Origin of the sequence: Nocardia sp. NBC_01388 (genome assembly GCF_045040085.1) — a bacterium.
Classification (GTDB): Bacteria; Actinomycetota; Actinomycetes; order Mycobacteriales; family Mycobacteriaceae; genus Nocardia.
This window is the reverse complement of the sequence record NZ_CP109553.1, coordinates 6,428,477-6,453,258: the sequence shown is the minus strand read 5'-3', so window position 1 is coordinate 6,453,258 and position 24,782 is coordinate 6,428,477. Positions and strand designations below refer to the sequence as shown.

The window sequence follows — 24,782 nt, the reverse complement described above, 5'->3', positions numbered from 1 at the left end:
GCCCCGGCATCGATCCCGTGCGCGGCCTCACCGTGCGTGCGGTGCTGTTCGCCTGCACCGCGGACCTGATCCCGCTCTATGCCCTCTACGCCATGCTCTTCGCCGATCACGGCCTGAGCACGGCCCAGATCTCCTCGCTGCTGGCCATCTGGTCGGCCACCTCCTTCGTACTGGAGATCCCCTCCGGCGCCTGGGCCGATACCGTCTCCCGCCGCGCCCTGCTGATCGGGTCGGCTGCGCTGCTGGTCGCGGCCTTCTCGTGCTGGACCCTCTTCCCGTCCTACGCCGGTTTCGCCCTGGGCTTCGTCCTCTGGGGCGCCTCCGGTTCGCTCCGCTCCGGCACCTTCGAAGCCCTCCTCTACGACGATCTCGCCGCCCGCTCCGCCACCGCGTCCTATCCCCGCATCACCGGCTACGTGCGCGCCGCCGCGGAATCCGGTGCGCTGGTGGGCATCCTCGCAGCGGCCCCGCTGTACGCCTGGGGTGGCTACCCCCTGATCGGCTGGTCGAGCGTCGCCATCGCCGCGGTGCACACCTGCACCGCCGCAGCGCTGCCCGCGGCTCCGAAGACCGTGTCCGCCAGAGAGATCGAAGACCTGGCAGATGCCTGCCTATCCGACGACGGTGCACTCCCGCCCGCCGCGAGCTCACCACTCCGGTCCGGTGGGGGCCCGTCTCTCGCTTCCGATGGGGGCGAGCCGCTCCGGTCCGCTGCGGGTCCGCCCCTATCATCCGGCCGGGCTGAGGCGCCTCAGACCGGAGGGGACCCCGCTGACTCGCGGGCGGGTGTTCGGTATCTGCGGATGCTGCGATTGGGCCTGCGAGAGTCGCTGCGGGTCCGCATGATTCGCCGAGGTCTGCTGCTCGCCGCCATGCTGAACGGCATTACCGCCTTCGACGAGTACTTCGCGCTGCTGGCGGGCAATGCCGGTGTTGCACCGTCGATTACGCCGCTGCTGGTCGGTCTGACGGTGGCGGGTGGGCTGGCCGGTACCGCCCTGGCCGGTCGCACCGAGAGTATGCGCCCGCGCACGATGGCCGCCGCCCTCTTCCTGGGCGGTGTGCTCTTCATCGGCGGCGCGCTGCTGGCCGGACTCGCCGCCGACCACCCCGATGCCGTGTATGTCCTGACCGGCGTGGGCTTTTCGGCGATCGGCGTGGCCTACGGAATCGACTACAACGCCGAGGTGGTGGCGGCCGCCCGCCTGCAAGACGCGATCGAAGGCCCGGCTCGTGCCACGGTGACCTCCGTCGGCGGTTTCCTCACCGAGCTGTTGGCCTTGGCCGTATTCGGCTTTGTCGGCCTGGCTTCGGTGTGGCTGCCGATCCCGCCGACGGTTGCGCTGCTGGGCGTCCCGCTACTGGTCATCGCCGCCCTGGTTCCGTCCTGGTTGCCTGTCCGGCGCGATGAAGCGGCGGCCGGATCACACGACGGAGGGCCGATCGAGGCTGGACCATAGCGTGCGGCCCTGGGCGGCGAAGCGCTGTGCCAGTTCCCGGCAGGCGTCGCTCTCACCCATCGAATTGTGCACGCAGAACCGCCCTTCGGCGACGGTCAGCAGCTTCACATTCACGAGGCGTATTTCGGAGAGCGGTCCGGCCACCAGGGCGGGCACTTCGGGATCGGTCAGCCCTGCCATCGCGATCATGGTGTTGTTGTCGTCCAGATACGTGCCCGCGACCGTCTCGGGAATTCGGGCATCGGCGAGTTCGATGGTGATGAGCCCGTCCTGTGCGATGGCGTCGGGAACCGCGAATCCGTACTGGGCCACCAGATTCGCGACGGTCATGACCGTCTGGCCGAGCCACGACATGGCCGTCGCCACGGTGTCGCTGTCGGCGGGGAGGTCACCGGAGAGGGCGTAAACCTCGACTTCGTACCCGTTGGTCGGCGCCGCGCCGTTCCACGCCATGGGATCGGCCAACCCGCTGCTGGCCACCAGCAGCCCGTCCGCGCGCCGGGCGACGGTGAGGGCCTGCCGCAGGGCGGGCCAGCTGGGTCCGTCGATGAACGCGGGATTTATCAGATTGCCGACCATATCCCGGTCGACCGTTCCCCAGGAGTTCCAGGCCTCGTCGAGGACCCGATAGGTTTCGGCATCGTGCACATCCCCGAGGGCGGATTCGCTCACGCCCAGACCGTAACGGACAAACCTCCTACCCCCCTAACCTCGATCCCGTAATCCATTCCACCCCAACAACTCCCAACCGGCGTTACGAGCCGTCGGCGGACTCGTACGGCCCATCGTGCACATTGAGTTGCCGGAGCTCGGTCGCCAGCTGCGCTGCCGTCACGAAGTCGGAGTCATCGTGGATGACGGCTAGGCCGTGATGGGCGGCTGTCGCACTGATTTGCAGATCGATGGCAGACAGGCACTGGTGGTTGCCGGTTTCCGCTGCGCGCCACTGCAACCCGGCGATCCAGGATCCCGCCGACTTCGGAACGTTGACGTCTCTGTAGAGCGCATCGAACATCGCGCAGTAGTCGGCGTACTCCTTCCGGTTTCGGGCCGACCGGAGAAATTCGATTCGCTGCGGATAGCAGGAATGCACCTCGCCCGCGACGACCGGGTCCCGCCACAGATCGGAGAGTTTTGGATCACGCAGAATGCGCCAGAGCGCCGAGGAATCGAGCAGGTATCCGATCACTGCGGACGCTGCTCCTTGTCTGCCTGGTGCGCGGCTTCGGCGCCTTCCAGGTCCCAGCCCTGGGCCAGTTGGAAATAGCGATCGTAAGCAGTCGCTCGGGACAACCGGTCGTTGTACTCCCGCAGTGCAGCCGCGACGGCGGCCGTCTTCGTTCGGTGTCCGCCGAGCTTCTTTGCCTGTTCGAGAGCTTCATCATCAATCTCGATATGAGTCAGCGACATCTCGCCTCCTGTACATAAATGATGCGACTGCCTTGTCAATATTGTACATAGTCGGTGTTGGGGTGGAGAATCAATCGGTGATGTGGCGGCGGGTGGGGTTGGGGCTGGGGGGTTGTATCGGCGCGGGGGTGGCGGTGCAGTCGCGGGTCAATGGGGTGCTGGGGGAGCGGCTGCAGGATGGGGTGGCGGCGGCGGTGATCAGTTTCGGGGTCGGCTTGCTGTTGGTGGGGGTCGGGTGTTTGAGCAGTGGGCGGTTGCGGGCGGGGGTCGGCCGGGCCTGGGGGGCGGTGCGGGCAGGGGAGCTGCGATGGTGGCAGCTGCTCGGTGGGGTGTGCGGGGCATTTTTTGTTGCGTGCCAGGGGCTTACGGTGGCGGCGATCGGGGTTACCGCGTTCACGGTGGCGGTGGTGGCGGGGCAGTTGACGAGCAGTTTGGTGGTGGATCGGCTGGGTATGGGGCCTCGGGGGCGGACGCCGGTGACGCTATTGCGTTCCGGGGGAGCGGGATTGGCGTTGGTCGCGGTGGTCGGCCGGACCGGCGGGGACGGTGGTCTGTCGGCGCCGGAGGCATTGCGAGGTGGTCCGCAGGCGCTGCTGATTCTGCTGCCGTTGATCGCGGGGGTGGGGACGGCGTGGCAGCAGGCGGTGAACGGCAGGGTCGGCGCGGTGGGTGGTCCGCAGTCGGCGACGCTCGCCAATTTTGTGACCGGTTGTGCGGCGCTGCTGCTGGTCGAGGCCGCGGTGATCGCCGGGAGTGGTTGGCCGCGCGGATTTCCCAGTGAGCCGTGGCTGTATCTCGGTGGTGCGATCGGAGTGGTATTCATCGCGCTGGCGGTTGTGGTGGTGCGCTGGATCGGAGTGCTGCTGCTCGGGCTCACCTCGGTGGCCGGTCAGCTGCTGATGTCGCTGCTGCTCGATGTGGTCGCACCGACCGGGGCCGGAGTTTCCGCGCTGGCGGTGGTCGGGTGTGTGCTCACCTTCGTGGCGGTAGCGGTGGCCGCGCGGACTTGACCGAACGGTCGGTGTGCTTCTCCCGCCCTGAGCATCTTCGAAAACTGTTCGTGCCATTATGGTTTGGGCTACTCCCGCGCTGTGTCATCGTGCGAATATGACGATCGAATACGGAGTGTGGGGGCTACGGCTGGCGCTCGGTGTGGTGTTCGGGCTGTCGGCGGCGGGGAAGTTCGCCGATCTCGCGGGCACGCGCACGGCGGTGGGGGAGTTCGGGATTCCGCTGCGCTGGGTACCTGCCATCGCATGGGGGCTGCCGGTGGCGGAGGCGGCAGTCGCCGCGGGACTACTGCCACCATGGACGGCCGCCCCCGCCGCGTTGGTGGCAGTCTTGCTGCTCCTGGTGTTCTCGGGCGCGGTGGCGCGACTGCTGCGACAGGGGAGGCATCCGTCGTGTTCGTGCTTCGGAGCGGCGAGCTCGGCACCCATCGGCGCGCGAACACTGGTGCGCAATGGCGTCCTGCTGCTGCTCTCGGTAGCCGCAGTGGTTGGTGCGCTGCGGTATTCGCATATCCCCGAGGTCCTGCCGGTGGATCGCGCCGTGGGAATGGCGGTGGTCGCCGTATTCGCCGCCGCGCTGGCATGGCTGTGGGGCGAGGTCCGGGCATTGCGCCGGCGCTTGGATCAGCAGGCGCTGTCGACGCTGGGCGCGGAGGGCTTGCCGGTGGGCGCGGTGGCGCCGGAGTTCGAATTGCTGAATATGTCGGGCGGCCGGACGAACCTGGAATCCCTGCTGTCCTCCGGTCGTGCCCTGCTCCTGGTATTCGTCCATCCCGGCTGTGAGATGTGTGCCGCGCTGGCTCGCGAATTGCCGCGCTGGCAGGCGCGTTCGGCGGATGCGCTGACCATCGCGGTGCTGGGTAACGGCGAGGTCGAGCCGCATGCGGTGTGGGCGCGGGAGCAGGGGCTCGGCGATATCCCCATGCTGGTGCAGCAGGGCAATGAGGCGGCCCTGCGGTATCGGGTGCGGGGTACCCCGTCCGGGGTGCTGATCACCGCCGAGGGGAAGGTCGCGGCGCCGGTGGCGCGGGGAGCAATGGCGGTGCGGGATCTGATCGGCCTGGCCAAACCGACTGGAATGCAACGAGCATCCGCACGAAACGGGCAGTCAGTTTCGCATGCGGGGTAAGTACTCGAGTCGAGGACGTTTAGCTCGCGACATACAGTCCGGTCTCCTAATTCCCCTGTCGTGCAAACGATTCGGGAGAATTAGCTGCTTCGGGACACTTACCATCTAGAGGCAGGTGCTTTTCGTTTCGATCGCTCGGCCGAGAGGAAATGTCATGGCCTACTTCGCATTTACCGATTACTCCGGCAAAGAATTCGTCTTCAAACTGACCAATGATCAGCGTATCGCCGAGGCCCGCCGCATCCTGTCCGGGGAGGAGACGATGTCGACGCATGTGATGGGCAAGATCCGCAAGCGCCCGGAACCCTACAACCCGGGCTGGTCCTTCGCATACGACCCCGACACCATCACCTTCTTCACCATGGCGATCGAGGTGTGCGACTCCAGCATTCAGTACACCGAGGATTATCTCGACGAGGCCTGTGGCGCCTTCCTGCCCGGCTGCTTCTGGTGTCCGTGGTCATCACGGCTCACCCGGGAACTGCAGGATTCCGAGGTCCAGGGCTGACCCGCTGAGGGTCACGCTTCCGGCCGGTACTCGCGCAGGTACCGGCCGGAGGGTCGTCTCAGTTCGCGGTGTCGAGTTTCCGCGAGCGCAGCTCATGCCCCTTGGAGGTCTTGCACCGCCCGGATTCCAGATCCCACTGCCACCCGTGCAGATTGCAGGTGAGCGTATTGCCCTCCACCACACCGAATTTCGACAGATCGGCCTTCAGATGCGGGCAGCGCCGCTGAATTTCCCAGCCGTCGAGTTCCGTCGAGGCCGAATCGTCGTGCGCCTCGGAGAACCAGCCGTCGGCGTACGCGATGCGCTCATCGGTGAGGCATTTGAAGAAGGTGTAGAGGAATTCGTTGTATCCGCCGATGCGCCAGGTGGTGAAGCGGGTCGACAGGAAGATGGTGTTGACCCAGTCGGGCTCGTTATCGCGCAGCACGGTGCGCACCAGCTGCGGATCGATGCGGAATCCGTAGCGCTGCTTGCCTTCTCCCTCGATCGGCGCCCGCACAATGCGCTTGGGGAAGTCCAGCACCACGGTCTCGTCACCCATGACCAGCGCGACCGTATAGCCGATGCCGTCGCAGATGAGGTCGCTCTGCGCCATGATCGGCTCGAACAGCTCCCGCAACTGCGGCAGTAGCGGCCCGTCTCCTGTTGCCCAGGAAGCCTTTTCGGCGGCGAGCACGGGCGCCATACGCTCCGCCATAGCGGCGATATAGGCGGCCTTGTCGCCGTAGACGATATCCGGATCGACCGGATGCGTCAGCGCCGACAGTTCCTTACCGCGCAGATCGGCGGTCGAGCCGGGCAGCATGAGCAGCCCGCCCTCATTGCCGTGAATCCGCATCTGCTCCAGGAACACGATCTGATCGGGGAAGATATTGCCTTCGTCGCCGCGATCGTCATTGAGGTAGCGCAGTTCGTCGTCGAGGAAGACCGGCGGCCCGGCGGACGGCACCACCCAGGTGGCCCCGACCTGTTCGATATAGGACCGGCACCGGTCCATACCGCGCTGCCGCTTCTGCTTGCCGAAGTTGGACTTGGTCTTGGCCGGAATGTCATAGACCATCGGATACCAGATGGCCCCGGAGTACTGCAGCAGGTGGATATCCACATGCCCGAACGAATCGTGCAGCACATCCATATCGACGGGCCGGGCGTCGTTCATGTTGAAGCACACGGTCTCACCGTCGGCGATGACGATGCCGGAGTCGCCGATGGGCCCGTCGGCGGGCGCGCGCAGCGCGATGATCATGAGGTCGAGCTCGCCGCCCGGACCGGTGATCGTGTGCTTGACCGAATCCTCGGTCTCGAAGAACTTGTGGAAGCCCAGCGCTTCGAGCTCGCGCTTGAGATCCGGCACCGGATAGTCCGGCAGCAGGACGGTGGCGTCCTTATTGACCTTGTCCGCCAAATGCTTCGCGTCGAAGTGATCGCGGTGCAGGTGCGATACGTACAGGAAATCGCAGTTGCCGAGGTCGTCCCAGTCCAACTGCGTATTGTCCGGGAACGGGAACCAGGACGCGAAATACGCCGGGTTGACCCAGGGATCGCACAGGATCGTCCCCGCTGCGGTTCGAATATGGAATCCGGCGTGTCCGACGCTGGTGATCTGCACGAGCTGCTTCCTCCTCGACCGTTACCAGCCACCCAGCGTACTGGCTACTCCGAGACGTCGCCGATGCAGTAACCCTCGGTGCCGGACTTCAGGGTGAATGTCCGGTTTTGCGTGCTTCCGGCACGGTCCGTGACGGATGCGGTGACGCTGATATAGCCGTCACGGAGTGATTCGGACTTCATCGAATCCTCCGCGAAGGACTTCAGGCGGGGGAGACCGGCCTGATTCACCGCGAGCGGCGGGGCGGTGAGGGTGCCGGTGCCGTCCGGATCCCAGGTGCGCGGGGTCGCGCCGCAGACCAGCGGGTATCCGCTCTCCTGATCAGCCGGATCCGGAATCCCGGTCAGCCGCGACAGATAGCGCCGCACCGTACTGACGGCAGCGACGGATTCGGGGTCGGGCGTAGCGGCGGCGGAGGTGCTCGGCGGCGCGGGGGCGACCGTCACCGTGGTGGTCGCGGCGGTGGTCGTCACCGCGGGTTTGTCGGATTTCGTGCTGTAATCGGTGCCCTCGATACCGACATTCGAATCGCAACCGGCGCCGAGGCAGGCGATCGCCACCGCGGCACTTCCGATCAGTCCTCTGCGGAGCGTTTCACGCAGTCCTGTTCGGGTGTTTTCCACTCGGACGAACCTCTTTCGTGTCTTCGGGTGTTGCCTGGGTCACTGGTACTCGCCGGCGTTGCGACTACGCTAGCGGAATTGTGGAACCCGTCTACTTCCCGATCATCGGGCTGGCTCGCACCGTCTTCGCGCTGCAGGGTCTGAAGTTCACTGTCACTGGCGACGAAAATATCCCGGCGAACGGTGGTGCGGTCATCGCGATCAACCACACCGGGTACATGGACTTCACGTATGCGGGCCTGCCTGCGCGTACGACGAAGCGCTATGTCCGTTTCATGGCGAAGAAGGAGGTTTTCGACAATGCTGTCTCGGGCCCGGTCATGCGGGCGCTCAAGCACATTCCGGTCGATCGTGCCGCCGGGGCGGACTCGTATCACGAGGCCGTGAATCGGCTGCGCTCCGGCGAGCTGGTCGGCGTCTACCCCGAGGCCACCATCAGCCGCAGCTTCGAGTTGAAGGAATTCAAGTCGGGCGCGGCACGCATGGCGATCGAGGCGAATGTCCCGATCATCCCGATGGTCATCTGGGGTGCGCAGCGGGTGTGGACCAAGGGCTATCCGAAGCGCCTGGGTCGCACCAATACTCCGATCTCCATCGAGGTCGGCGCGCCCATCCCGCCGTCGGAGCCGGCCTCCGCGCTGACGGAGCAGCTGCACGCCAGCATGTCGGCGATGCTGCTGAACGTGCAGAAGGACTACGTGCACGAACCGGGCGCGTACTGGGTCCCCGCCCGGCTGGGCGGCAGCGCGCCGACCCTCGAGGAGGCGAATGCCCTCGACGTCGCCGAGGCCGAGGAGAAGGCCGCCCGTCGCGCGCAGAGCAGCGAATAGCACGCGGTAATAGTTCGAACTGAAAGAGGTGGCGGCGCGCGGGTCCGGACGATCCGTTGCGCTGCCACCTCTTTCAGTGGAACGCGGCCCCTTCCCGCCCTTGATGAGGAGGGTGAAGATCGGGAGGAGCCGCGGGCTTCCGGGTTATTCGACCGCGACCGCCGCCTTGCTGGTCATGGCCTCTGCGGCCGTAACCGCGTCCGCCGGTTCGGTTTTGGCGGCCGGCATGCTGACATGGTCGAGCACATAGGCGGTTTCGCTGTGCACGGCCAGGTCCAGGCCCATGGCCTCGCTCTCCGCATCCGCCCGGATGCCGCCGAAGCGCTCCATGACCTTGGCGATGCCGAGCGTCACCACGAAGGTGTAGGCGAGCACCGCGAGCACGGCGACCGTCTGCCGCCACAGCTGATCCAGTCCGCCGCCGTAGAACAGTCCGGCAACGGCATTGGGCGCCGATCCGTCGGCCAGCAGCCCGATGAGCAGGGTGCCGATAATGCCGCCGGTCAGGTGGATGCCGACCACATCGAGCGAATCATCCAGTCCGAAGCGGTATTTCAGCGAGACGGCGAAGCAGCACGCCACACCGCAGACCGCGCCGACGATGAGCGCGCCCACGGGCGAGACCGCACCGCAGGCGGGGGTGATGCCGACCAGCGCCGCGATCAGGCCGGACGCGCCGCCGAGCGAGGTGGCATGCCCCTCCTTGAACTTCTCCACGACCAGCCAGCCGCAGATGCCCGCGCAGGAGGCGGCGAGGGTATTGAGCACCACCACGGACGCGGGGTTGCCCGAGGACAGTGCCGAGCCGCCGTTGAATCCGAACCAGCCGCAGAACAGAATGCCCGCACCCAGCATGGTCAGTGGAATGCTGTGCGGCCGAGGCGAATTCGGGAACACCTTGCGCTTGCCGAGTACCAGCGCCAGTGCGAGCCCGGCGATGCCGGCATTGATGTGCACCGCCGTGCCGCCGGCGAAGTCGATGGCCTTGAGCTTATTGGCGATCCAGCCGCCGTGTACCGAGCCGTCCTTGCTGTCGAAGGCGAAAACCCAATGTGCGACCGGGAAATACACCAGCAGCGCCCAGATCCCGGCAAAGGTCATCCAGGAGCCGAACTTCATGCGGTCGGCCACCGCGCCCGCGATCAGCGCGACGGTCAGTGCGGCGAACAGCAATTGGAAGGCCGAGAAGATGGCCGGTGGTAGGCCGGGGGTGGCGGGTGCGTCGAGGAGTTTCGACGATCCGAAGTACTCCAGTGGATCACCCAGCAGGCCGAGGCCGCCGAGCGAGTTTCCGAAGGAGGCCGAGTAGCCGACGATGATCCACAGCACGCCCACTACCGCGAGTGCGCCGAAGACCATCATGGCCATGTTCAGAGTGTTCTTGACGCTGACCATGCCGCCGTAGAACAGCGCCAGTCCCGCCACCATGATCGACACGAGGGCGAAGGCGGCGAGCATCCACGCGGTATCTGCCGCGGCTACTGCTTGTTCCATATTTCACCTGACTTAGAAACGGATTCCATACCAACGGATGTCCTGAGGGGAATCACCGTTGCATGGGAGTAGACCATCGTGGATGTTGCGCCGTGGTACGTGACTGTGAAAGCTGCGTAAACCGGCATGCTTCGGCGCGGCTCGTATGGTTTCATGACAATCAACAGTGATTCACTGTAGAAGACATAAACAATGCTGAGCCGAGGGATGCCATATGACCGACACCGCCGAGTTCCTGATCATCGGAGGCGGCCTGGAAGGGCTGGCCATCGCCTGGTCCCTGGCCGAGCGCGGTGCCACCGATATCGTGCTGCTGGAACGGAATTCGCTCTGCTCGGGCATGACCGGCAAGTCCAGCGGCGTGGTCCGCTGCCACTACGGCGCGCCCTCGCTGGCGGCCATGTCCTGGTGGTCGGTGCCGTTCTTCGAGAACGCGACCGAGATCCTCGGGGACGATCTGGGTTTCCGGCAGTGCGGGTACGCGGTCGGCGTCGGCGCGGACAATCTGGACCCGCTGAAGGCGAATGTGGCCATGCAGCAGGCGCTGGGCATCGAGGTGGATCTGCTCGCCCACGACGATATGGCCGCCCTGTGGCCCGGCCTGCGGGTGGACGATTTCGCCGCCTTCGCCTACGAACCCCGTGGTGGGCGGGGTGAGGCGTATCTGACCGGTATGGCGTTCGCCGCGGCGGCACGCGCACGGGGTGTGCGGATTCGCCAGCAGACGCCGGTGGTCGAGCTGCTCACCGCGGCGGGCCGCGACGGTGCATCTGCGGCGGGCCGCGATGGTGCATCTGCGGCGGGCCGCGACGGTGCATCTGCGGCGGGCCGCGACGGTGCATCTGCGGCGGGCCGCGACGGTGCATCTGCGGCGGGCCGCGACGGTGCAATTGCGGCGGGCCGCGTGATCGGCGCGAAACTGGCCGACGGCACCGAGCTGCACGCGGGCACCGTGGTGCTGGCCGCCGGGCCGTGGACACCGGCCCTCGCCGCGACCGCCGGTGTGGACGTCCCGGTGCGGGCCCAGCGCGCCCAGCTGATCATGATCGATCAGGGCGAACCGCTCCCGCAGGTCCCGGTGCTCTCGGATCTGGTGAGCCTGCAGTACCTGTGCCGGGAACCCAATGGTGAACTGCTGGCGGGCAATAGCGATCACGCCGTCCCCGAGTACCTCGATCCGGACGATTTCGTGAATCGCGCCGACGACTCCACCGTCGAAAAGGTGGTCGGCAGACTGGAACACCGGCTGCCGCAGATGCCAGATCCGCGCATTACCGGCAGTTATGTCGGCGCGTACGACGTCACCCCCGACTACAACCCGATCATCGGCCCCGCGCCGGCGCCGGGTCTGTTCCTGGCCACCGGATTCTCCGGCCACGGCTTCAAGATTTCCCCGGCGGTCGGCCGGCTGGTCGCGGATCTGCTGCTGCACAACGGAACCGAGCTCCCGAATGTCGACGCCGCCGACTTCCGCTACGAGCGTTTCGCCGAAGGCCGCCCCCTGCTGAGTCCGCACCCGTATGTGGGCGCGGGCGAAATGCGCTGAACCTCAACCTCATCCGAACCCCGCTGCTTCAGGAGCCGATATGGCGACAGATACCACCGCCACCGTCACGCCGATCACCACCCACCGCACCCTGTCCGAACAGGCGCGTGCCACCGGCACCACCTTCATCCTGGCCGTCTTCACCACGCTGTCCGGCAAGCCGTGCGCGAAACTCGTTCCGGTCCAGGCGGTCGGCCAGCTCGAGGCGGACGGTGTCGGCTTCGCCGGCTATGCGGCCGGCATGATGGGCCAGCAGCCGCGCGATTCGGATCTGGTCGCGATTCCGGACGCGTCCACCTTCATTCCGATTCCCTTCGTTCGTCCCGGCCTGGCCATGGTGCACTGCACGCCGCATGTGGAGGGCAAGCCGTGGCCGTTCGCGCCGCGGGTCATCCTGCAGCGCACCCTCGCTCGCGCCGCCGAACTCGGATACACCGTGAAGGTCGGCGCCGAGATCGAATACTTCCTGGTGGACAAGGGGCCGAACGGCCTGATCCCCGCCGATACCGCCGATGTGAGCCTGCAACCGTGTTACGACGCCCGCGATGTGACGCGCATGTACGACCATCTGGCCGAGGTGTCGGAGGCCATGAACACGCTCGGCTGGGGCAACTACGCCAGCGATCACGAGGACGGCAACGGGCAGTTCGAGCAGAATTTCGACTATGCCGAAGCCATGATCACCGCGGACCGGGTGATCACCGCCCGCTATCTGCTCTCGGTGATCGCCGAAAAGCGCGGTATGAAAGCGACTTTCATGCCGAAGCCATTCACTGACCGCACCGGCACGGGCATGCATATGCACCTGTCGCTGTGGTCGGGCGAGCATCCGCTCTTCCCGGATGCCGATGACCCGCGCGGCCTCGGATTGTCTTCCACCGCATACGGTTTCCTCGCAGGCATGCTCGACCACGCCTGTGCCCTGCAGGGAGTGATCGCCCCGACCGTCAACTCCTACAAGCGAACCGGCGCGACCAGCACCGCCAGCGGCGCGACCTGGTCCCCGCGCTACGCCACCTACGGCGGCAATGACCGCACCCACTATCTGCGCGTACCCGATCAGCATCGGGTGGAACTGCGCGGCGCGGACGGCTCCGCCAACCCGTACCTGGCCATGGCCGCCGCCATCGCCGCCGGACTCGACGGCATAGACCGCGAACTCGACCCCGGCACACCCGGCGAACAGCGCGGCGACATGCTGCCGATGACCCTCATCCACGCCATGGACGCCATGGAATCGGACCCGGTGGTCACCGCCGCCCTCGATGTGGCCGGCCCCGGCGTCGCCGCCTACTTCGCCGAACGCAAGCGCGAAGAGTTCTTCACCTGGCACAACACGGTTTCCGACTGGGAGATCGACCAGTACCTCACGGCCTTCTGACCGGCCCTCGACCTCGAAAGGAAGGTGATCATCGATGTGCGGAATCGTCGGCCTGCACCTGCGCGACCCCGCTCTCTATCCACAGCTGGGCGCGCTGCTCACCGGCATGCTGGACCAAATGTGTGACCGCGGACCGGATTCGGCCGGTATGGCCGTCTACGGCGACCCGGTGTGGTCGCCCGCCGGCACGGTCACGGTGTCCCTGCTCGACAGCCTCTTGCCCGCACCGGAGCTCGCCGAACAGCTCACTGCCGCAATGGGTCTGCCGGTGACCGCCCTGGATCTGGCTCCGACGATCGTGCTGCACGCCGAAATCCCGGAGAGTGATTCCGAGGCTCTGGTGCAGGCGGTCCGAACCGTCGCCCCGACCGCCCGCGTCATCGGATTCGGCCCCGGCCTCGCGGTCCTCAAAGGCATCGGCAATCCCACCGCCCTGGCGAACGGCTTCGGCCTCCCGCAGGCGCAGGGCTGGCAGGGTGTCGCGCATACCCGCATGGCCACCGAATCCGCCGTCACCGCCGAGGGTTCCCATCCGTTCTCGGTCGGCCCCGGACAGTGCCTGGTGCACAACGGATCCTTCAGCAATCACATGAGCATCAAGCACGAATTGCAGCGCGCCGGAGTCGAATTCGACAGCGAGAACGATACCGAGGTGGGTGCGCGCTTCGTCGCGCAGCAGCTCGCGCAGGGCGCTGACCTGGAGAAGGCGCTGCTACTGCTCAATGAGGTCTTCGACGGCTTCTACACCCTGCTCGTCTCCACCAGCGACTCCTTCGCGGTGGTCCGCGATGCCATCGCCTGTAAGCCCGCCATCATCGCGGAAACCGATCGCTGGGTGGCCATGGCGTCGGAGTACCGCGCCCTCGCCGATCTCCCCGGCGTGGAACAGGCCCGAATCTTCGAACCCGAACCGGAAGAGGTGTACGTATGGCGGCGATCGTGAGTGAGCGCACCGTGCTCGATGTGGCCGAGTCCGGCACCCGCGCAGTGAATTCCGCGCTCGCGGCAGCGGATGTTCCGGCGGCGGTGACGCTGGCGAATCCGCGCGGCGCTCATGCCCTGGCCTGCGGCCTGGACCGCGATATCGACGTCACCGTCGAGGGCCATGTCGGGTACTTCTGCGCCGGAATGAATCAGCACGCCACCGTGACCATCGACGGCAGCGCCGGTGTCGGCGTCGCCGAGAACATGATGTCCGGCACGGTCCGGGTGCGCGGCGATGCGTCGCAGTCCGCGGGTGCGACCGCGCACGGCGGACTGCTCGTCATCGAGGGCAATGCCGGTGCGCGCTGCGGTATTTCGATGAAGGGCGTGGATATCGTCGTCGGCGGCAATATCGGTCATATGAGCGCCTTCATGGGCCAGGCCGGTCGCCTGGTCGTCCTCGGCGATGCCGGTGAGGCACTGGGCGATTCCCTCTACGAGGCCCGAATCTACGTGCGCGGCACCGTCGCCTCCCTCGGCGCGGACTGCGTCCGAAAAACCATGCGCCCCGGACACCTCGCCGAACTCCGCGACCTGCTCACCACCGCCGGCTTCGACGCCGACCCGGCCGAGTTCACCCGCTACGGCTCCGCCCGCACCCTCTACCACTTCCACGTAGACAACGCCGCCGCCTACTGACCACCCCGCCCAGCCCCCAGAACATCCCGCATCCGCCCACCCCGCGCCCCACCGAACAGCCCGCACCCAGCCGAACAGCACGTATCAGCTCGGAACAGCGTCTATGCGGGCTGTTCGATTCAGGCGGAGGCTGTGCGGTCCCGACCGCTTTCCTGTGGCGGCGGCGCCCCTCCGAACTTCTCGACAGGAGTCCGAATCCATGACTCGCCCGAATCCCGCGCTCCGCGAATCCGCGACGTTCGATCGTCGCGCCATTGCCGAGATCCAGCGCGCTGCTGATACCGGTATCTACGATATTCGCGGCTGGGGTGCGAAACGCCCACTGCCGCACTTCGATGATCTGCTGTTCCTGGGCGCGTCCATGTCGCGCTATCCGCTCGAGGGGTATCGGGAACGCTGCGACACCGATGTGGTGCTCGGCGACCGGCATGCGAAACATCCACTGCACCTGGATATTCCGATCACCATCGCGGGTATGAGCTTCGGCGCGCTGTCGGGCCAGGCCAAGGAGGCGCTCGGCCGGGGCGCGAGCCTCGCCGGAACGTCCACCACCACCGGTGACGGCGGTATGACCACCGAGGAGCGCGGGCAGTCCAAACATCTGGTGTACCAGTATCTTCCGTCCCGATACGGCATGAACCCCGATGATCTGCGCAAGGCCGATGCCATCGAGATCGTGCTCGGCCAGGGCGCGAAGCCGGGCGGCGGCGGCATGCTGCTGGGGCAGAAGATCAGCGCGCGGGTGGCCGGAATGCGCACGCTGCCCGAGGGTATCGATCAGCGCAGCGCCTGCCGCCATCCGGACTGGACCGGTCCGGACGATCTGGCCATCAAGATTCTCGAACTGCGGGAGATCACCCAGTGGGAGAAGCCGATCTACATCAAGATCGGCGCGACCCGCACCTACTATGACATCAAGCTCGCGGTGAAGGCGGGCGCGGATGTGGTCGTGGTCGACGGCATGCAGGGCGGAACCGCCGCCACCCAGGACGTTTTCATCGAAAACGTCGGCATACCCACCCTGGCCGCCATCCCCCAGGCCGTTCAGGCGTTGCAGGAGTTGGGTGTGCACCGCAAGGTCCAGCTCATCATCTCCGGCGGCATTCGCACCGGCGCCGATGTCGCCAAGGCCATGGCCCTCGGCGCGGATGCCGTGGCTATCGGCACCGCGGCCCTGATCGCGTTGGGCGACAACAGCCCCCGCTTCGCCGCGCAATACGAGGCGCTCGGCTCCGCCCCCGGCTTCTACGACGATTTCCAGGACGGCCGCGACCCCGCCGGCATCTCCACCCAAGACCCCGAACTGGCCAACAACCTCGACCCCGTCGAAGGCGGCCGCCGCCTCGCCAACTACCTCCGAGTCCTCACCATGGAAGCCCAAACCCTCGCCCGAGCCTGCGGCAAATCCCACCTCCACAACCTCGAACCCGAAGATCTCGTCGCCCTCACCGTCGAAGCCGCCGCCATGGCCCGCGTCCCCCTGGCGGGAACCACGTGGATCCCCGGAGCTCTCGCATGAACGTGCCGGACGCCTCGAAGTCGCAGCCCGACGCCCGGAAGTCGCAGCCCGACGTCCCGAAGCCGTTGCCCGCCAGCGCAACAGCACCCTCCGGCGGACCGGCGCGATCGGATGCCGAGCCGCTATTGCCGGGCGTCGGCCCGGCATCGTCCGGCAGTGGCGCGGCGCGGTCAGCTGGGTCGGCGGACTCGTTCGATATTCGGACCACATCGGCTGCCGAGCGTATGAGCCGTGCTGACGGCCGGGCGGTAGCCGACCCGCACGCTGCGGCAGCGGCATTCGATTCGCTGTGGGAGGAGATTCTCGCGGTGGGGCGGGATGGCGGCACCGGGGGGTATCGGCGTTATGCCTGGTCCGATGCGGATCTCACACTGCGTGAATGGTTTCGGGGGTGTGCGGGGGCGCGGTCCATGGACCTGGAGGAGGACCGGAACGGGAATCTCTGGGCGTGGTGGTTGCCGCGCGATTGGGTGGGTGATCCGAAGGGGGCCTTTGTCACCGGCTCACACCTGGATTCGGTGCCGGACGGCGGAGCGTTCGATGGTCCGCTGGGGATAGTCGCGGCCTTCGCGGCGGTGGATCTGCTCCGGGCGCGGGGTATCGAGCCGTCGATTCCCATTGCGGTGGTCGCCTTCTCGGATGAGGAGGGGGCGCGCTTCGGGGTGGCCTGCATCGGTTCACAGTTGGCGACCGGTGCGCTGGCTCCGGAGCGTGCGCTGGGTCTGCGCGATATCGACGGAATCACCCTGGCAGAGGCCCTGACTCGGGTCGGCCGCCGCCCGGACCGACTGGGCGTGGACACTACCCTTACCGAGCGCGTCGGCGTCTTCATCGAGCTGCATATCGAGCAGGGCCGCGCCCTCGATCTGGTCGACAGCCCGCTGGCGCTGGCCTCGTCGATATGGCCGCACGGTCGCTGGGAATTCGATTTCACCGGCGAGGCCAATCACGCCGGCGCGACTCGGCTGGTCGATCGCCACGACCCCATGCTGGCTTTCGCCTCCACCGTGCATACGGCTCGTGCCGAGGCGGTAGCCCGTTCGGCCGTAGCGACTTTCGGCAAGGTGCTGGTCTCCCCGAACGGCACCAATGCGATTCCTTTGCGGGTCCGCGCCTGGCTGGATGCGCGCGCCGCCGACCAATCGACCTTGGAGCTGATGGTCTCGCGAATCACCGCCGCCGCCCGTGGTCACGCCACCGTCGACGGTATCGATCTACAGGTGGTGGCCGAATCCATCACTCCCATAGTCGAATTCCCGCCCGAGCCGCGACGGCGCCTCGCACAGACCCTCGCGCATCTCGGCGATATCCCCGTAATCCCCACGGCCGCAGGCCATGACGCGGGCATCCTCTCCGACAGTGTGCCCACCGCCATGCTCTTCGTCCGCAACCCCACCGGCGTCTCGCATTCTCCGGCCGAGTATGCCGATCCGGTGGACTGCCATGTGGGCGCGGCGGCTCTGGCGGATGTGATGGCGGCCTGGGTTGCGGCAGAACCGGCCTGAGCGGTCAGACATCGACCCGAGACGGCATTTATTGCCGCCCTGCCGCGGTCTTTGACCGCTCAGGCCGGGAGCTACTCCTCGCTGTGATTGTCCGGGTACGCGGTGATAGCCAGGAATCGAATGGGCAGTCGCACGAGATCATTCGGCCCGTGCGGCCCTTCCCCGTCCAGCAGCAGCGCATCGCCGGGCCGGAGCGTGTACTCGGAATCACCGTGCCCGTAGACCATGACTCCTTCGAGCATGTAGAGCAGTTCCGTCCCCGCATGCTGGAACAGCGGAAATGTCTCACTGGCCTCGGTGAGCGTGACGAGCACCGGCTCCAGCCGCTTGTGCTGTCCCCGCAGTGCGCCGAGCAATTCGTAATGATGCCCCACCCGTGTACCGCGCCCGACGATCCGCGCACCGTTCCCAGCGGGGGTGAACACCGCCTCTCGCGCGGTATCCGCCCCTCGGAACAGTGAGGTCACCGGCACATCCAACCCCGAAGCCAGCCGCGCCAAAGTCGAGAGGCTGCACGAGGTCTGCGCATTCTCGATCTTCGAGAGCATGGCCTTGGATATCCCCACCTTGGCCGCCATATCCCCCACCGACAACCCGCTGGCCAACCGCAGCGCCCGCACCTGTTTCCCGATGATCCGCTCGAGATCCACCCCCGTAGGCGTATCAGCGGAAATCTCCCGCTGCACCGGGGCGGGATCCCCGTTGTCACGGTGTTCAACGCGGCCTGTCATACGCCGATCCTATCCCGAGTTTCCTACCAGTTGACGATGACTACCGCACCCGAATCGCCCCCGCTCAACTGGGGTCGGACCCCCGAACAGCCGCCAGCCACACCGCCGCAGCGGCAGCGACCACAGTCGCCCCGGCAAACGCCGCAAGCCCGCCCCCCGCCACATAAACCCAGAGCAACCCCGCAACCGGCCCCGCCACCGCGGACTGCGCATCCAACAGCACCCGCCGCCCGACCCGCGACACCTTCACCGCAATCTCTGCCGCCCCCTCATCCGGCCGACTCGGATTATCGATAAGCCGTCCCACCGGCTCACTACTCCGCAACCGCCCCGAAGGAAACACCCGCACCCCCGCGACAGTCACCGTCCGCCCAGCCAATTCCGCATTCGACTGTGGCAACCCCACCAGCGAACCATCGAAATACACCGGCAACCACCGAGTCCGCCCCCCGGTAGTGAACTCCAACCACGACCGACTGACCAGCCGATGCTGCTGCCGCACCCTGCGGACCCCCACATCCCGACAGGCATTCCCGGACTTGGGCAACCCCACAGGCAGATACCCGAGCGCCCCCGCAAACTGAAATGCGCTGTACCCCAGGATGATCAACGCCACCGTCCCGAGCATCGCCACCTGCTCCGGATCGCCGAACGGCGCCCAAGCGAGGCAAATCGCCAGGGCGCCGATCGTCACGACTGCCGGATAGGTCAGGGGATGACCTGTCCGAGGGGTCACTTCAAGAAGCCGATTTTCGTGTAGTCGATGGTCGCCAGACCGGCCGCGCCGTAGTTCGCGATATCGGCGCGGATGCCGATATTGGCGGGCGTCTGCATGAGCGGCAGGGAGTGGCCCTCCTCGAAGATCTTCTTGTCGACCTGATTGGCCAGATCGATGGCCTTCTGCGGGTCGAGTTCGGAGACGGTCTGCTCGATGAGGTCGTTGAGCTCCGGGGAGCCGATACGGCCGTAGTTGCCCTGCACGTCATCGGGGTGGTAGCCCCAGATCTGGTCGATGCTGCCGATCGGGAACAGATCGCCGACCCAACTCCACTGGGCCACATCGAAATCGCCGGGCTTGATGACCTTGGGGAAGAAATCCTGGCCCGGCTTGGTGTCGATGGTGAGCTTCACTCCGATCCGATCGAGGTTCTGCTGGATGATCTGCGCGATCTGCACCCAGGTGGGGTCGTTGTACATGACATCGCGGATCTCCAGCTTGCGGCCGTCCTTCTCGCGGGTGCCGCCGCCGGCCGGGACCTTCCAGCCGATCGCGTCCAATTCCTTTGCTGCGGCGTCGGGATCGAAACCGAGTGAGTTGTCCTGATAGCCCTTCTGGTTTTTCAGGTAGATGTGATTGTTCAGCGGCTTGGGATCGGTGACGACGCCGTTCTGCATGGCCGTCGCAATGCCCTGCCGGTCGATGGCCTTGCCGATGGCCACCCGCAGGTTCGGGTCGGCCAGGATGGAACCGGGCGCGCCATTGAAGGTGAGATGCGACCACTGGGTGCTGTTCGAGCGCCGGATGGTGACGCCCGCCGTGCTCTGCGCGGTCTTGATATCGTCGCGGGTGCCCAGGCCGGCGACGTCGAGTTCATTGTTCTGCAGGGCCGGAACCCAGGCCTTGCTGTCGAGGATGCTGAAGGTGATGGTGTCCAGTTTTGGAGTCGGGCCCCACCATTTCGGATTGTGGCCCAGCACGATTCGGCCTTGTCCGCGGTCCGTCGACTGCACGGTGAACGGTCCGGAGGTGAGGGAGATGGCGTTCACGAGGCTCTTGTTGAAGGCGTCCGGCGTGCCCGTCACCGACTTCGGGAACAGGACGCTATTGCCCGCGAACTGGCCCTTCCACTCACCGAAGTGCTTGGAGAACGTCAGGACCGCCTGCCGGTCGTCGGCGCCGCGCTCGACCTTCTCGACCCGGTCGAACCCCTGATTGTTGGCGATCAGGAAGCCCTTGTCGCGGCCGCTGAGCGCCTGGGCCTGGGAACTGATGTCCTCCCAGGTGATCGGCGAGCCATCGGACCACACGGCCTTGGGATTGATGGTGTAGGTGACCTGCTGCGGGTTCTCATTGGTCAGCTCTACATTGGTGAAATAGTCGGTATCCACCGAAAGATTGCCCGCCGCATCGGAATTGAAAGCGCGCGGCATTATCGACCGTTCCACGCCCATGATCTCGGCATCATTTCCGTCGACGCTCAGCGTGTTCCAGTTCGACGGGAACGCGGAGATGGCGAGCCGCAGGTTGCCGCCGTCCTTCAGGTCGGCGACATCGTGTGGGTTGATATCGCTGGTCGCGCCCAGGTCGGCCGAGACCGCGGCGGAGTTGTCGTCACCACCACCACAGCCGGTCGCCACCAATGCCACGGCCACCAGTGGGGCCGCGAGACGTATGCCAATCGAGCGAATCCTCACCGGCTGCTCCTTTCGTCGGAGTATTGCTGAAACACAATTCTTCCTATCCCGTGACGATCGGCACGGGAACGGCATCGATGAGCGCACGGGTGTACTCGTGCCGAGGGTTCTCGAAAACCTGCTCCGCAGAGCCGTATTCGACGAGCTTCCCCTGATACATGACCGCTATGTCGTGCGCGAGGTTGCGGACAACCGACAGATCGTGGGACACGAACAGGTACGAGAGCCCGCGCTCGGCCTGGAGATTGCGCAGCAGATTCAGCACACCGGCTTGAATCGACACATCCAGCGAGGAGACCGGTTCGTCCAGCACCAGAATCTCCGGATCCAGTGCGAGCGCCCGCGCGATATTGATGCGCTGCTTCTGCCCGCCGGAGAAATCGGCCGGATAGCGGTCGGCGTGCTCGGGTCGCAGGCCCACCAGATTCAGCAATTCCTTGACGCGACGCTGGATTTCGTCGCGCGGTCGGCCGTCGATACGCAGCGGTTGCGATACCGCGTCGAAGACCGGGAGCCGTGGGTCCAGGGATGCGGACGGATCCTGGAAGACGATCTGCAGTTTGCGCCGGATCTCCCGGCGCCGGTCGCGGGTGAGGGTCGCGACATCGCTGCCGAGCACCTCGATGCTTCCGCTCTCCGGTGCCACCAGGTCCATGATCTGGGTCAGCGTTGTCGATTTCCCGGAGCCGGACTCGCCGACGAGGGCCAGTGTGCGACCTGCCCGCACCTCGAAGCTGACCCCGTCCACCGCCTTCACCTCGCCGGTGCGGCGCCGGAACACCACCCCGGAGGTGATCGGGAAGGTCTTCTTCAGATCTGAAACCCGCAGTACCACACGGGTATCGGACTCCACGACCACTTCCGGCGGGGACACTTCGCGCCGATAGGCGGCGAAAAGCTCCGCGCTGCCTACCTCCGCGGTGCGAATGCACGCGGCCCGATGCCCGGGCTCGGTGTCCTGCAGCGGTGGTTCCGCCGCATGGCAATCCTCGATGGCGATCGGGCAGCGCGGCGCGAAGGTGCAGCCCGGCGGCAAGGCGTGCATGGCCGGAGGTGCGCCGACAATCGGCACCAGTGGAGCTCGCGCCGGACCGTCCAGACGCGGAATGGAACCCAGCAGCCCGACCGTGTACGGCATCCGCGGTGCATGGAAAAGCTCTGCGGCACGCGCAGTTTCGACAACTCGCCCGGCGTACATGACGGCAATGCGATCGGCGAGCGTGGCCGCGATCCCCATGTCGTGGGTGATCATGATGACGCCCGCGCCGGTGATATCGCGCGCCTTGCGCAGCAGATTCAGGATCTGCGCCTGTACCGTCACATCCAGTGCGGTGGTGGGCTCATCACAGATGATGAGTTCGGGATCATTGGCAATGGCCATGGCGATGACCACACGCTGTCGCATACCGCCGGAGAATTCGTGCGGAAAAGCCTTGGCGCGCACCGCTGGATCCGGAATGCCCACCAGATCCAGCAGCTCCACCGCCCGTGCCGCGGCCTCGTGCTTGCTCATCTTCCGGTGTGCCAGTAGCGCTTCGGCGATCTGATCGCCCACTCGATAGACCGGCGTCAGCGCCGACAGCGGGTCCTGGAACACCATGGAGATCTTGCTGCCGCGCAGGGTCGACAGCCGCCTGTCGCCCATCCCGAGCAATTCCTGCCCGCGCAGGCGAATGGAACCGCGCACCCGCGCCTGGTCCGGCAGCAGTCCCATGACCGCGAGGGACGACACCGACTTGCCGGAACCGGATTCGCCGACAATGGCCAGCACCTCACCGTCCTGCACGGTGTAACTCACCCCGCGCACGGCATCGATGCGGCCCTCCTCTCCTGGAAAGCTCACGTGCAGATCGGAGACCTCGAGCAGGGGCGCGGTGGTCGTGCTGGTGCGAACCGTCTTGTCCGTCATGCTTTTACCTTCCCGATCCCCGCCGTGCCGCGATCCTTCCGCCGCGCCCGCGCCCGCGCCGAACTCGGATCGAACGCGTCCCGCAGACCGTCCCCGACGAGATTGGCGCACAGCACCGTCAGGACCAGGAACCCGCCGGCGGGGAGGAACAGCCACGGAAAGGTGAGCGCGGATTGCGTCCCCGAGGCGATCAGCGTGCCCAGTGAGGTGTCCGGCGCTTGCACACCGAATCCCAGGTAGCTGAGGCCGGTTTCGGCCATGATCGCCGAACCGACCGCCAGCGTGGTGTCGATGATCAGAATCGAAGCGATGTTGGGAAGGATGTGGGTGGTGATCACGGTCCAGGTGGAGGCGCCCATATACCTTGCCGCCCGGACGAATTCACGATCACGGAGGCTCAGGGTCAGACCGCGCACCAGCCGCGCACTGATCATCCAGCTGAATCCGGCCAGCAGCACGATCAGCAGCAGGATGGATCCGCTGCCCTTGGTGCGCGGTGCGAACAGCGCGACAATAATGAAGCTCGGCACCACCAGCAGCAGGTCGACGATCCACATGATCGCCATATCCGCCCGCCCGCCCAGCAGACCCGCCACCGAACCGGCCAGCGCCGCGATGATGGTCGAGAAGAAGGCGACACAGAACCCGATGATCAGCGACTTCTGCAGGCCGTGCAGTGTCTGGGCGAGTACGTCCTGGCCGATCTGATTGGTGCCGAACAGATGTCGTGCACTCGGAGGCTTCTGCAGCGCCGTGTAGTCGAGTTGCTGGTAGTCGTATTTCAACAGCGGCGGCAGCGCGAAGGCGAGGATCAGCATGAGCAGCAGGATCACCGCGCCGATCACCGCGGCCTTATTGCGCAGAAAGCGCCGCATCACCAGTTTGCGGCGACCGGCGGCCGCGATGTCGGGCACGCCTTGAACGATGATCTCGGCTTCGGTCATCAGACACGCACCCTGGGGTCGAGAATGGCGTACACGATGTCGGAGAGCAGGCCCGACAGCAGGATCACCAGCGCGGCGAATGCGGTGATGGTCACCACCGGATACAGGTCCTGCGCATTGATCGAATCGACCAGCCACTCACCGACGCCGTGCCACCCGAAGATCTTCTCGGTGAAGGTAGCGCCGGTAATGAGACCGCCGAAGCTGTAGGCGAACAGCGTCGCCATCGGAATGAGCGCGGTGCGCAGGCCGTGCCTGTACAGGGCGCGATTGCGCGTGAGGCCCTTCGCCCGCGCGGTCCGGATGAAATCGCTCTGCAGTACGTCGAGCATCGCATTGCGCTGATAGCGGCTGTATCCCGCCGCCGCACCCAGGACGAGGCCGAGTGTCGGGATCACCATGTGCTGGAAGCGATCGACGATCTGATTCCACAGCCCGTGCACCGCCGTCGCCGAAGTCTCACCGGTGTAGTAGAAGATCTGCTGCCCGGTGAGGGTATTGACCTCGAGCGCACCGTATTTCAACAGTGTCGCGAGCAGGAAGACGGGCGCGCTGAGGATCAGCAGCGATACCGTGCTGGTGAAGTAGTCGCTGAACTTGTACTGCCGGATCGCTCCCGCCGCACCGATCAGCACACCGAGTACGGTGCCGAGCACCGATCCGATGAGCAGCAGGCGCAGACTGACGGCGATACGCCGCGGCAGCTCCTGGCTCACGGGCTGCCCCGCCAGGGTCTTGCCGAAATCGCCGTGCACCACACCGCCGACCCAGTGCAGATAGCGCTGCGGGATCGGAGCGTCGAGATTCAGTTCAGCACGCTTGGCGTCGATCACCGACTGCGGCGGCCGCGGATTGCGCTGTTCCAGGCTGTTCAGCGGATGGAACGTGAGTGATGCCAGACTGAAGGTCAGGAAGGACGCGAGCGCCAGCAAGACGACATAGTTCAGCGCGCGTCGCAGTAGAAAACCGGCCATCAGTCCCTCTCGGGTCGAGTTCTAGCCCAGATCATAGGGATACCTGTGGATAACTGTGCGTTGCGCGCACCGGGTGGCGGGTTACAACGGCGGCATCGGGCGGGTAACGGGTATGGCTGCGGGCAGGTAACAGGTGCAGCCGATGACGGGCAATTCGTGCAC

General features: G+C 66.0%; 22 protein-coding genes. 11 read left to right on the top strand and 11 right to left on the bottom strand.

All coding sequences use genetic code 11. The features are described from left to right. Nucleotides 1-17: 17 nt before the first annotated feature. A complete protein-coding gene (locus tag OG716_RS31055) occupies nt 18-1,460 on the top strand; it encodes an MFS transporter (protein WP_405134049.1) in 1,443 nt (480 codons plus the stop codon). Here OG716_RS31055 and OG716_RS31050 read toward each other — a convergent pair. The 3 genes from OG716_RS31050 to OG716_RS31040 all read right to left on the bottom strand — a co-directional run bounded on the left by OG716_RS31050 (nt 1,425) and on the right by OG716_RS31040 (nt 2,870). Continuing rightward, complete coding sequence (locus tag OG716_RS31050) at nt 1,425-2,132, bottom strand: hypothetical protein (protein ID WP_405134048.1); 708 nt, start codon at nt 2,130-2,132, stop codon at nt 1,425-1,427. The genes OG716_RS31055 and OG716_RS31050 overlap by 36 nt on opposite strands. 82 nt (nt 2,133-2,214) lie before the next feature. After that, nucleotides 2,215-2,649, bottom strand: a complete 435-nt coding sequence (locus tag OG716_RS31045; protein WP_405134047.1) for a PIN domain-containing protein — start codon at nt 2,647-2,649, stop codon at nt 2,215-2,217. After that, on the bottom strand, nt 2,646-2,870 hold the full coding sequence (locus OG716_RS31040) for a type II toxin-antitoxin system VapB family antitoxin (protein ID WP_405134046.1): 225 nt from the start codon (nt 2,868-2,870) through the stop codon (nt 2,646-2,648). Before OG716_RS31040 ends, OG716_RS31045 begins: the two co-directional genes overlap by 4 nt. A 62-nt stretch (nt 2,871-2,932) precedes the next feature. On the opposite strand from OG716_RS31040, the gene OG716_RS31035 reads away from it, so the two are divergent. The 3 genes from OG716_RS31035 (at nt 2,933) to OG716_RS31025 (ending at nt 5,517) form a co-directional block, all read left to right on the top strand. Continuing rightward, nucleotides 2,933-3,880: a DMT family transporter gene (locus OG716_RS31035; RefSeq protein ID WP_405134045.1), complete on the top strand. Its 948-nt coding sequence runs from the start codon at nt 2,933-2,935 to the stop codon at nt 3,878-3,880. A gap of 97 nt (nt 3,881-3,977) precedes the next feature. Further along, nucleotides 3,978-5,009, top strand: a complete 1,032-nt coding sequence (locus OG716_RS31030) for a MauE/DoxX family redox-associated membrane protein (RefSeq protein WP_405134044.1) — start codon at nt 3,978-3,980, stop codon at nt 5,007-5,009. 154 nt (nt 5,010-5,163) lie between these two features. After that, a complete protein-coding gene (locus OG716_RS31025) occupies nt 5,164-5,517 on the top strand; it encodes a calmodulin (protein WP_405134043.1) in 354 nt (117 codons plus the stop codon). A 58-nt stretch (nt 5,518-5,575) separates the two neighbouring features. Here the strand turns inward: OG716_RS31025 and OG716_RS31020 are convergent, their stop codons facing one another. Next, the gene (locus OG716_RS31020) at nt 5,576-7,126 is read right to left on the bottom strand and encodes a Rieske 2Fe-2S domain-containing protein (RefSeq protein WP_405134042.1); all 1,551 of its coding nucleotides are present in this window, start codon (nt 7,124-7,126) and stop codon (nt 5,576-5,578) included. 44 nt (nt 7,127-7,170) lie between these two features. Beyond that, nucleotides 7,171-7,749, bottom strand: coding sequence for a hypothetical protein (locus tag OG716_RS31015; RefSeq protein ID WP_405134041.1), 579 nt, complete (start codon nt 7,747-7,749; stop codon nt 7,171-7,173). Between the two features lie 80 nt (nt 7,750-7,829). Between OG716_RS31015 and OG716_RS31010 the strand changes: the two genes are divergently transcribed. Continuing rightward, nucleotides 7,830-8,579 (top strand): lysophospholipid acyltransferase family protein, encoded by a 750-nt coding sequence (locus OG716_RS31010; protein WP_405134040.1) that lies wholly within the window; start codon nt 7,830-7,832, stop codon nt 8,577-8,579. A gap of 144 nt (nt 8,580-8,723) precedes the next feature. Here OG716_RS31010 and OG716_RS31005 read toward each other — a convergent pair whose 3' ends face one another. Further along, entirely contained in the window at nt 8,724-10,073 is a 1,350-nt protein-coding gene (locus tag OG716_RS31005; RefSeq protein ID WP_405134039.1) for an ammonium transporter, read from the bottom strand. Between the two features lie 214 nt (nt 10,074-10,287). Here OG716_RS31005 and OG716_RS31000 point away from each other — a divergent pair, with 214 nt between their 5' ends. The 6 genes from OG716_RS31000 to OG716_RS30975 all read left to right on the top strand — a co-directional run bounded on the left by OG716_RS31000 (nt 10,288) and on the right by OG716_RS30975 (nt 17,647). Beyond that, entirely contained in the window at nt 10,288-11,619 is a 1,332-nt protein-coding gene (locus OG716_RS31000) for an FAD-dependent oxidoreductase (protein ID WP_405134038.1), read from the top strand. Between the two features lie 40 nt (nt 11,620-11,659). Next, nucleotides 11,660-13,000 carry a type III glutamate--ammonia ligase gene (gene glnT / locus OG716_RS30995; protein ID WP_405134037.1) on the top strand — a complete coding sequence of 447 codons (1,341 nt, stop codon included), beginning with the start codon at nt 11,660-11,662 and terminating at the stop codon, nt 12,998-13,000. Between the two features lie 34 nt (nt 13,001-13,034). Continuing rightward, nucleotides 13,035-13,943, top strand: a complete 909-nt coding sequence (locus OG716_RS30990; protein ID WP_405134036.1) for a glutamine amidotransferase family protein — start codon at nt 13,035-13,037, stop codon at nt 13,941-13,943. Continuing rightward, nucleotides 13,928-14,623, top strand: coding sequence for a protein glxC (locus tag OG716_RS30985; RefSeq protein WP_405134035.1), 696 nt, complete (start codon nt 13,928-13,930; stop codon nt 14,621-14,623). The genes OG716_RS30990 and OG716_RS30985 overlap by 16 nt, the downstream gene beginning before the upstream one ends. A 199-nt stretch (nt 14,624-14,822) precedes the next feature. Then, a complete protein-coding gene (locus OG716_RS30980) occupies nt 14,823-16,142 on the top strand; it encodes an FMN-binding glutamate synthase family protein (RefSeq protein WP_405134034.1) in 1,320 nt (439 codons plus the stop codon). A 224-nt stretch (nt 16,143-16,366) separates the two neighbouring features. After that, nucleotides 16,367-17,647 (top strand): allantoate amidohydrolase, encoded by a 1,281-nt coding sequence (locus OG716_RS30975; protein WP_405140030.1) that lies wholly within the window; start codon nt 16,367-16,369, stop codon nt 17,645-17,647. Nucleotides 17,648-17,718: 71 nt separating this feature from the next. Here OG716_RS30975 and OG716_RS30970 read toward each other — a convergent pair whose 3' ends face one another. From OG716_RS30970 to OG716_RS30950, 5 genes are all read right to left on the bottom strand, one after another. Then, nucleotides 17,719-18,378 carry an XRE family transcriptional regulator gene (locus OG716_RS30970; RefSeq protein WP_327143061.1) on the bottom strand — a complete coding sequence of 220 codons (660 nt, stop codon included), beginning with the start codon at nt 18,376-18,378 and terminating at the stop codon, nt 17,719-17,721. Nucleotides 18,379-19,110: 732 nt separating this feature from the next. Further along, on the bottom strand, nt 19,111-20,793 hold the full coding sequence (locus OG716_RS30965; RefSeq protein WP_405134033.1) for an ABC transporter family substrate-binding protein: 1,683 nt from the start codon (nt 20,791-20,793) through the stop codon (nt 19,111-19,113). A gap of 43 nt (nt 20,794-20,836) precedes the next feature. Next, on the bottom strand, nt 20,837-22,702 hold the full coding sequence (locus OG716_RS30960) for a dipeptide ABC transporter ATP-binding protein (protein ID WP_405134032.1): 1,866 nt from the start codon (nt 22,700-22,702) through the stop codon (nt 20,837-20,839). Further along, complete coding sequence (locus OG716_RS30955; protein WP_405134031.1) at nt 22,699-23,646, bottom strand: ABC transporter permease; 948 nt, start codon at nt 23,644-23,646, stop codon at nt 22,699-22,701. Before OG716_RS30955 ends, OG716_RS30960 begins: the two co-directional genes overlap by 4 nt. Beyond that, on the bottom strand, nt 23,646-24,620 hold the full coding sequence (locus OG716_RS30950) for an ABC transporter permease (protein WP_405134030.1): 975 nt from the start codon (nt 24,618-24,620) through the stop codon (nt 23,646-23,648). Before OG716_RS30950 ends, OG716_RS30955 begins: the two co-directional genes overlap by 1 nt. Nucleotides 24,621-24,782 lie beyond the last annotated feature (162 nt).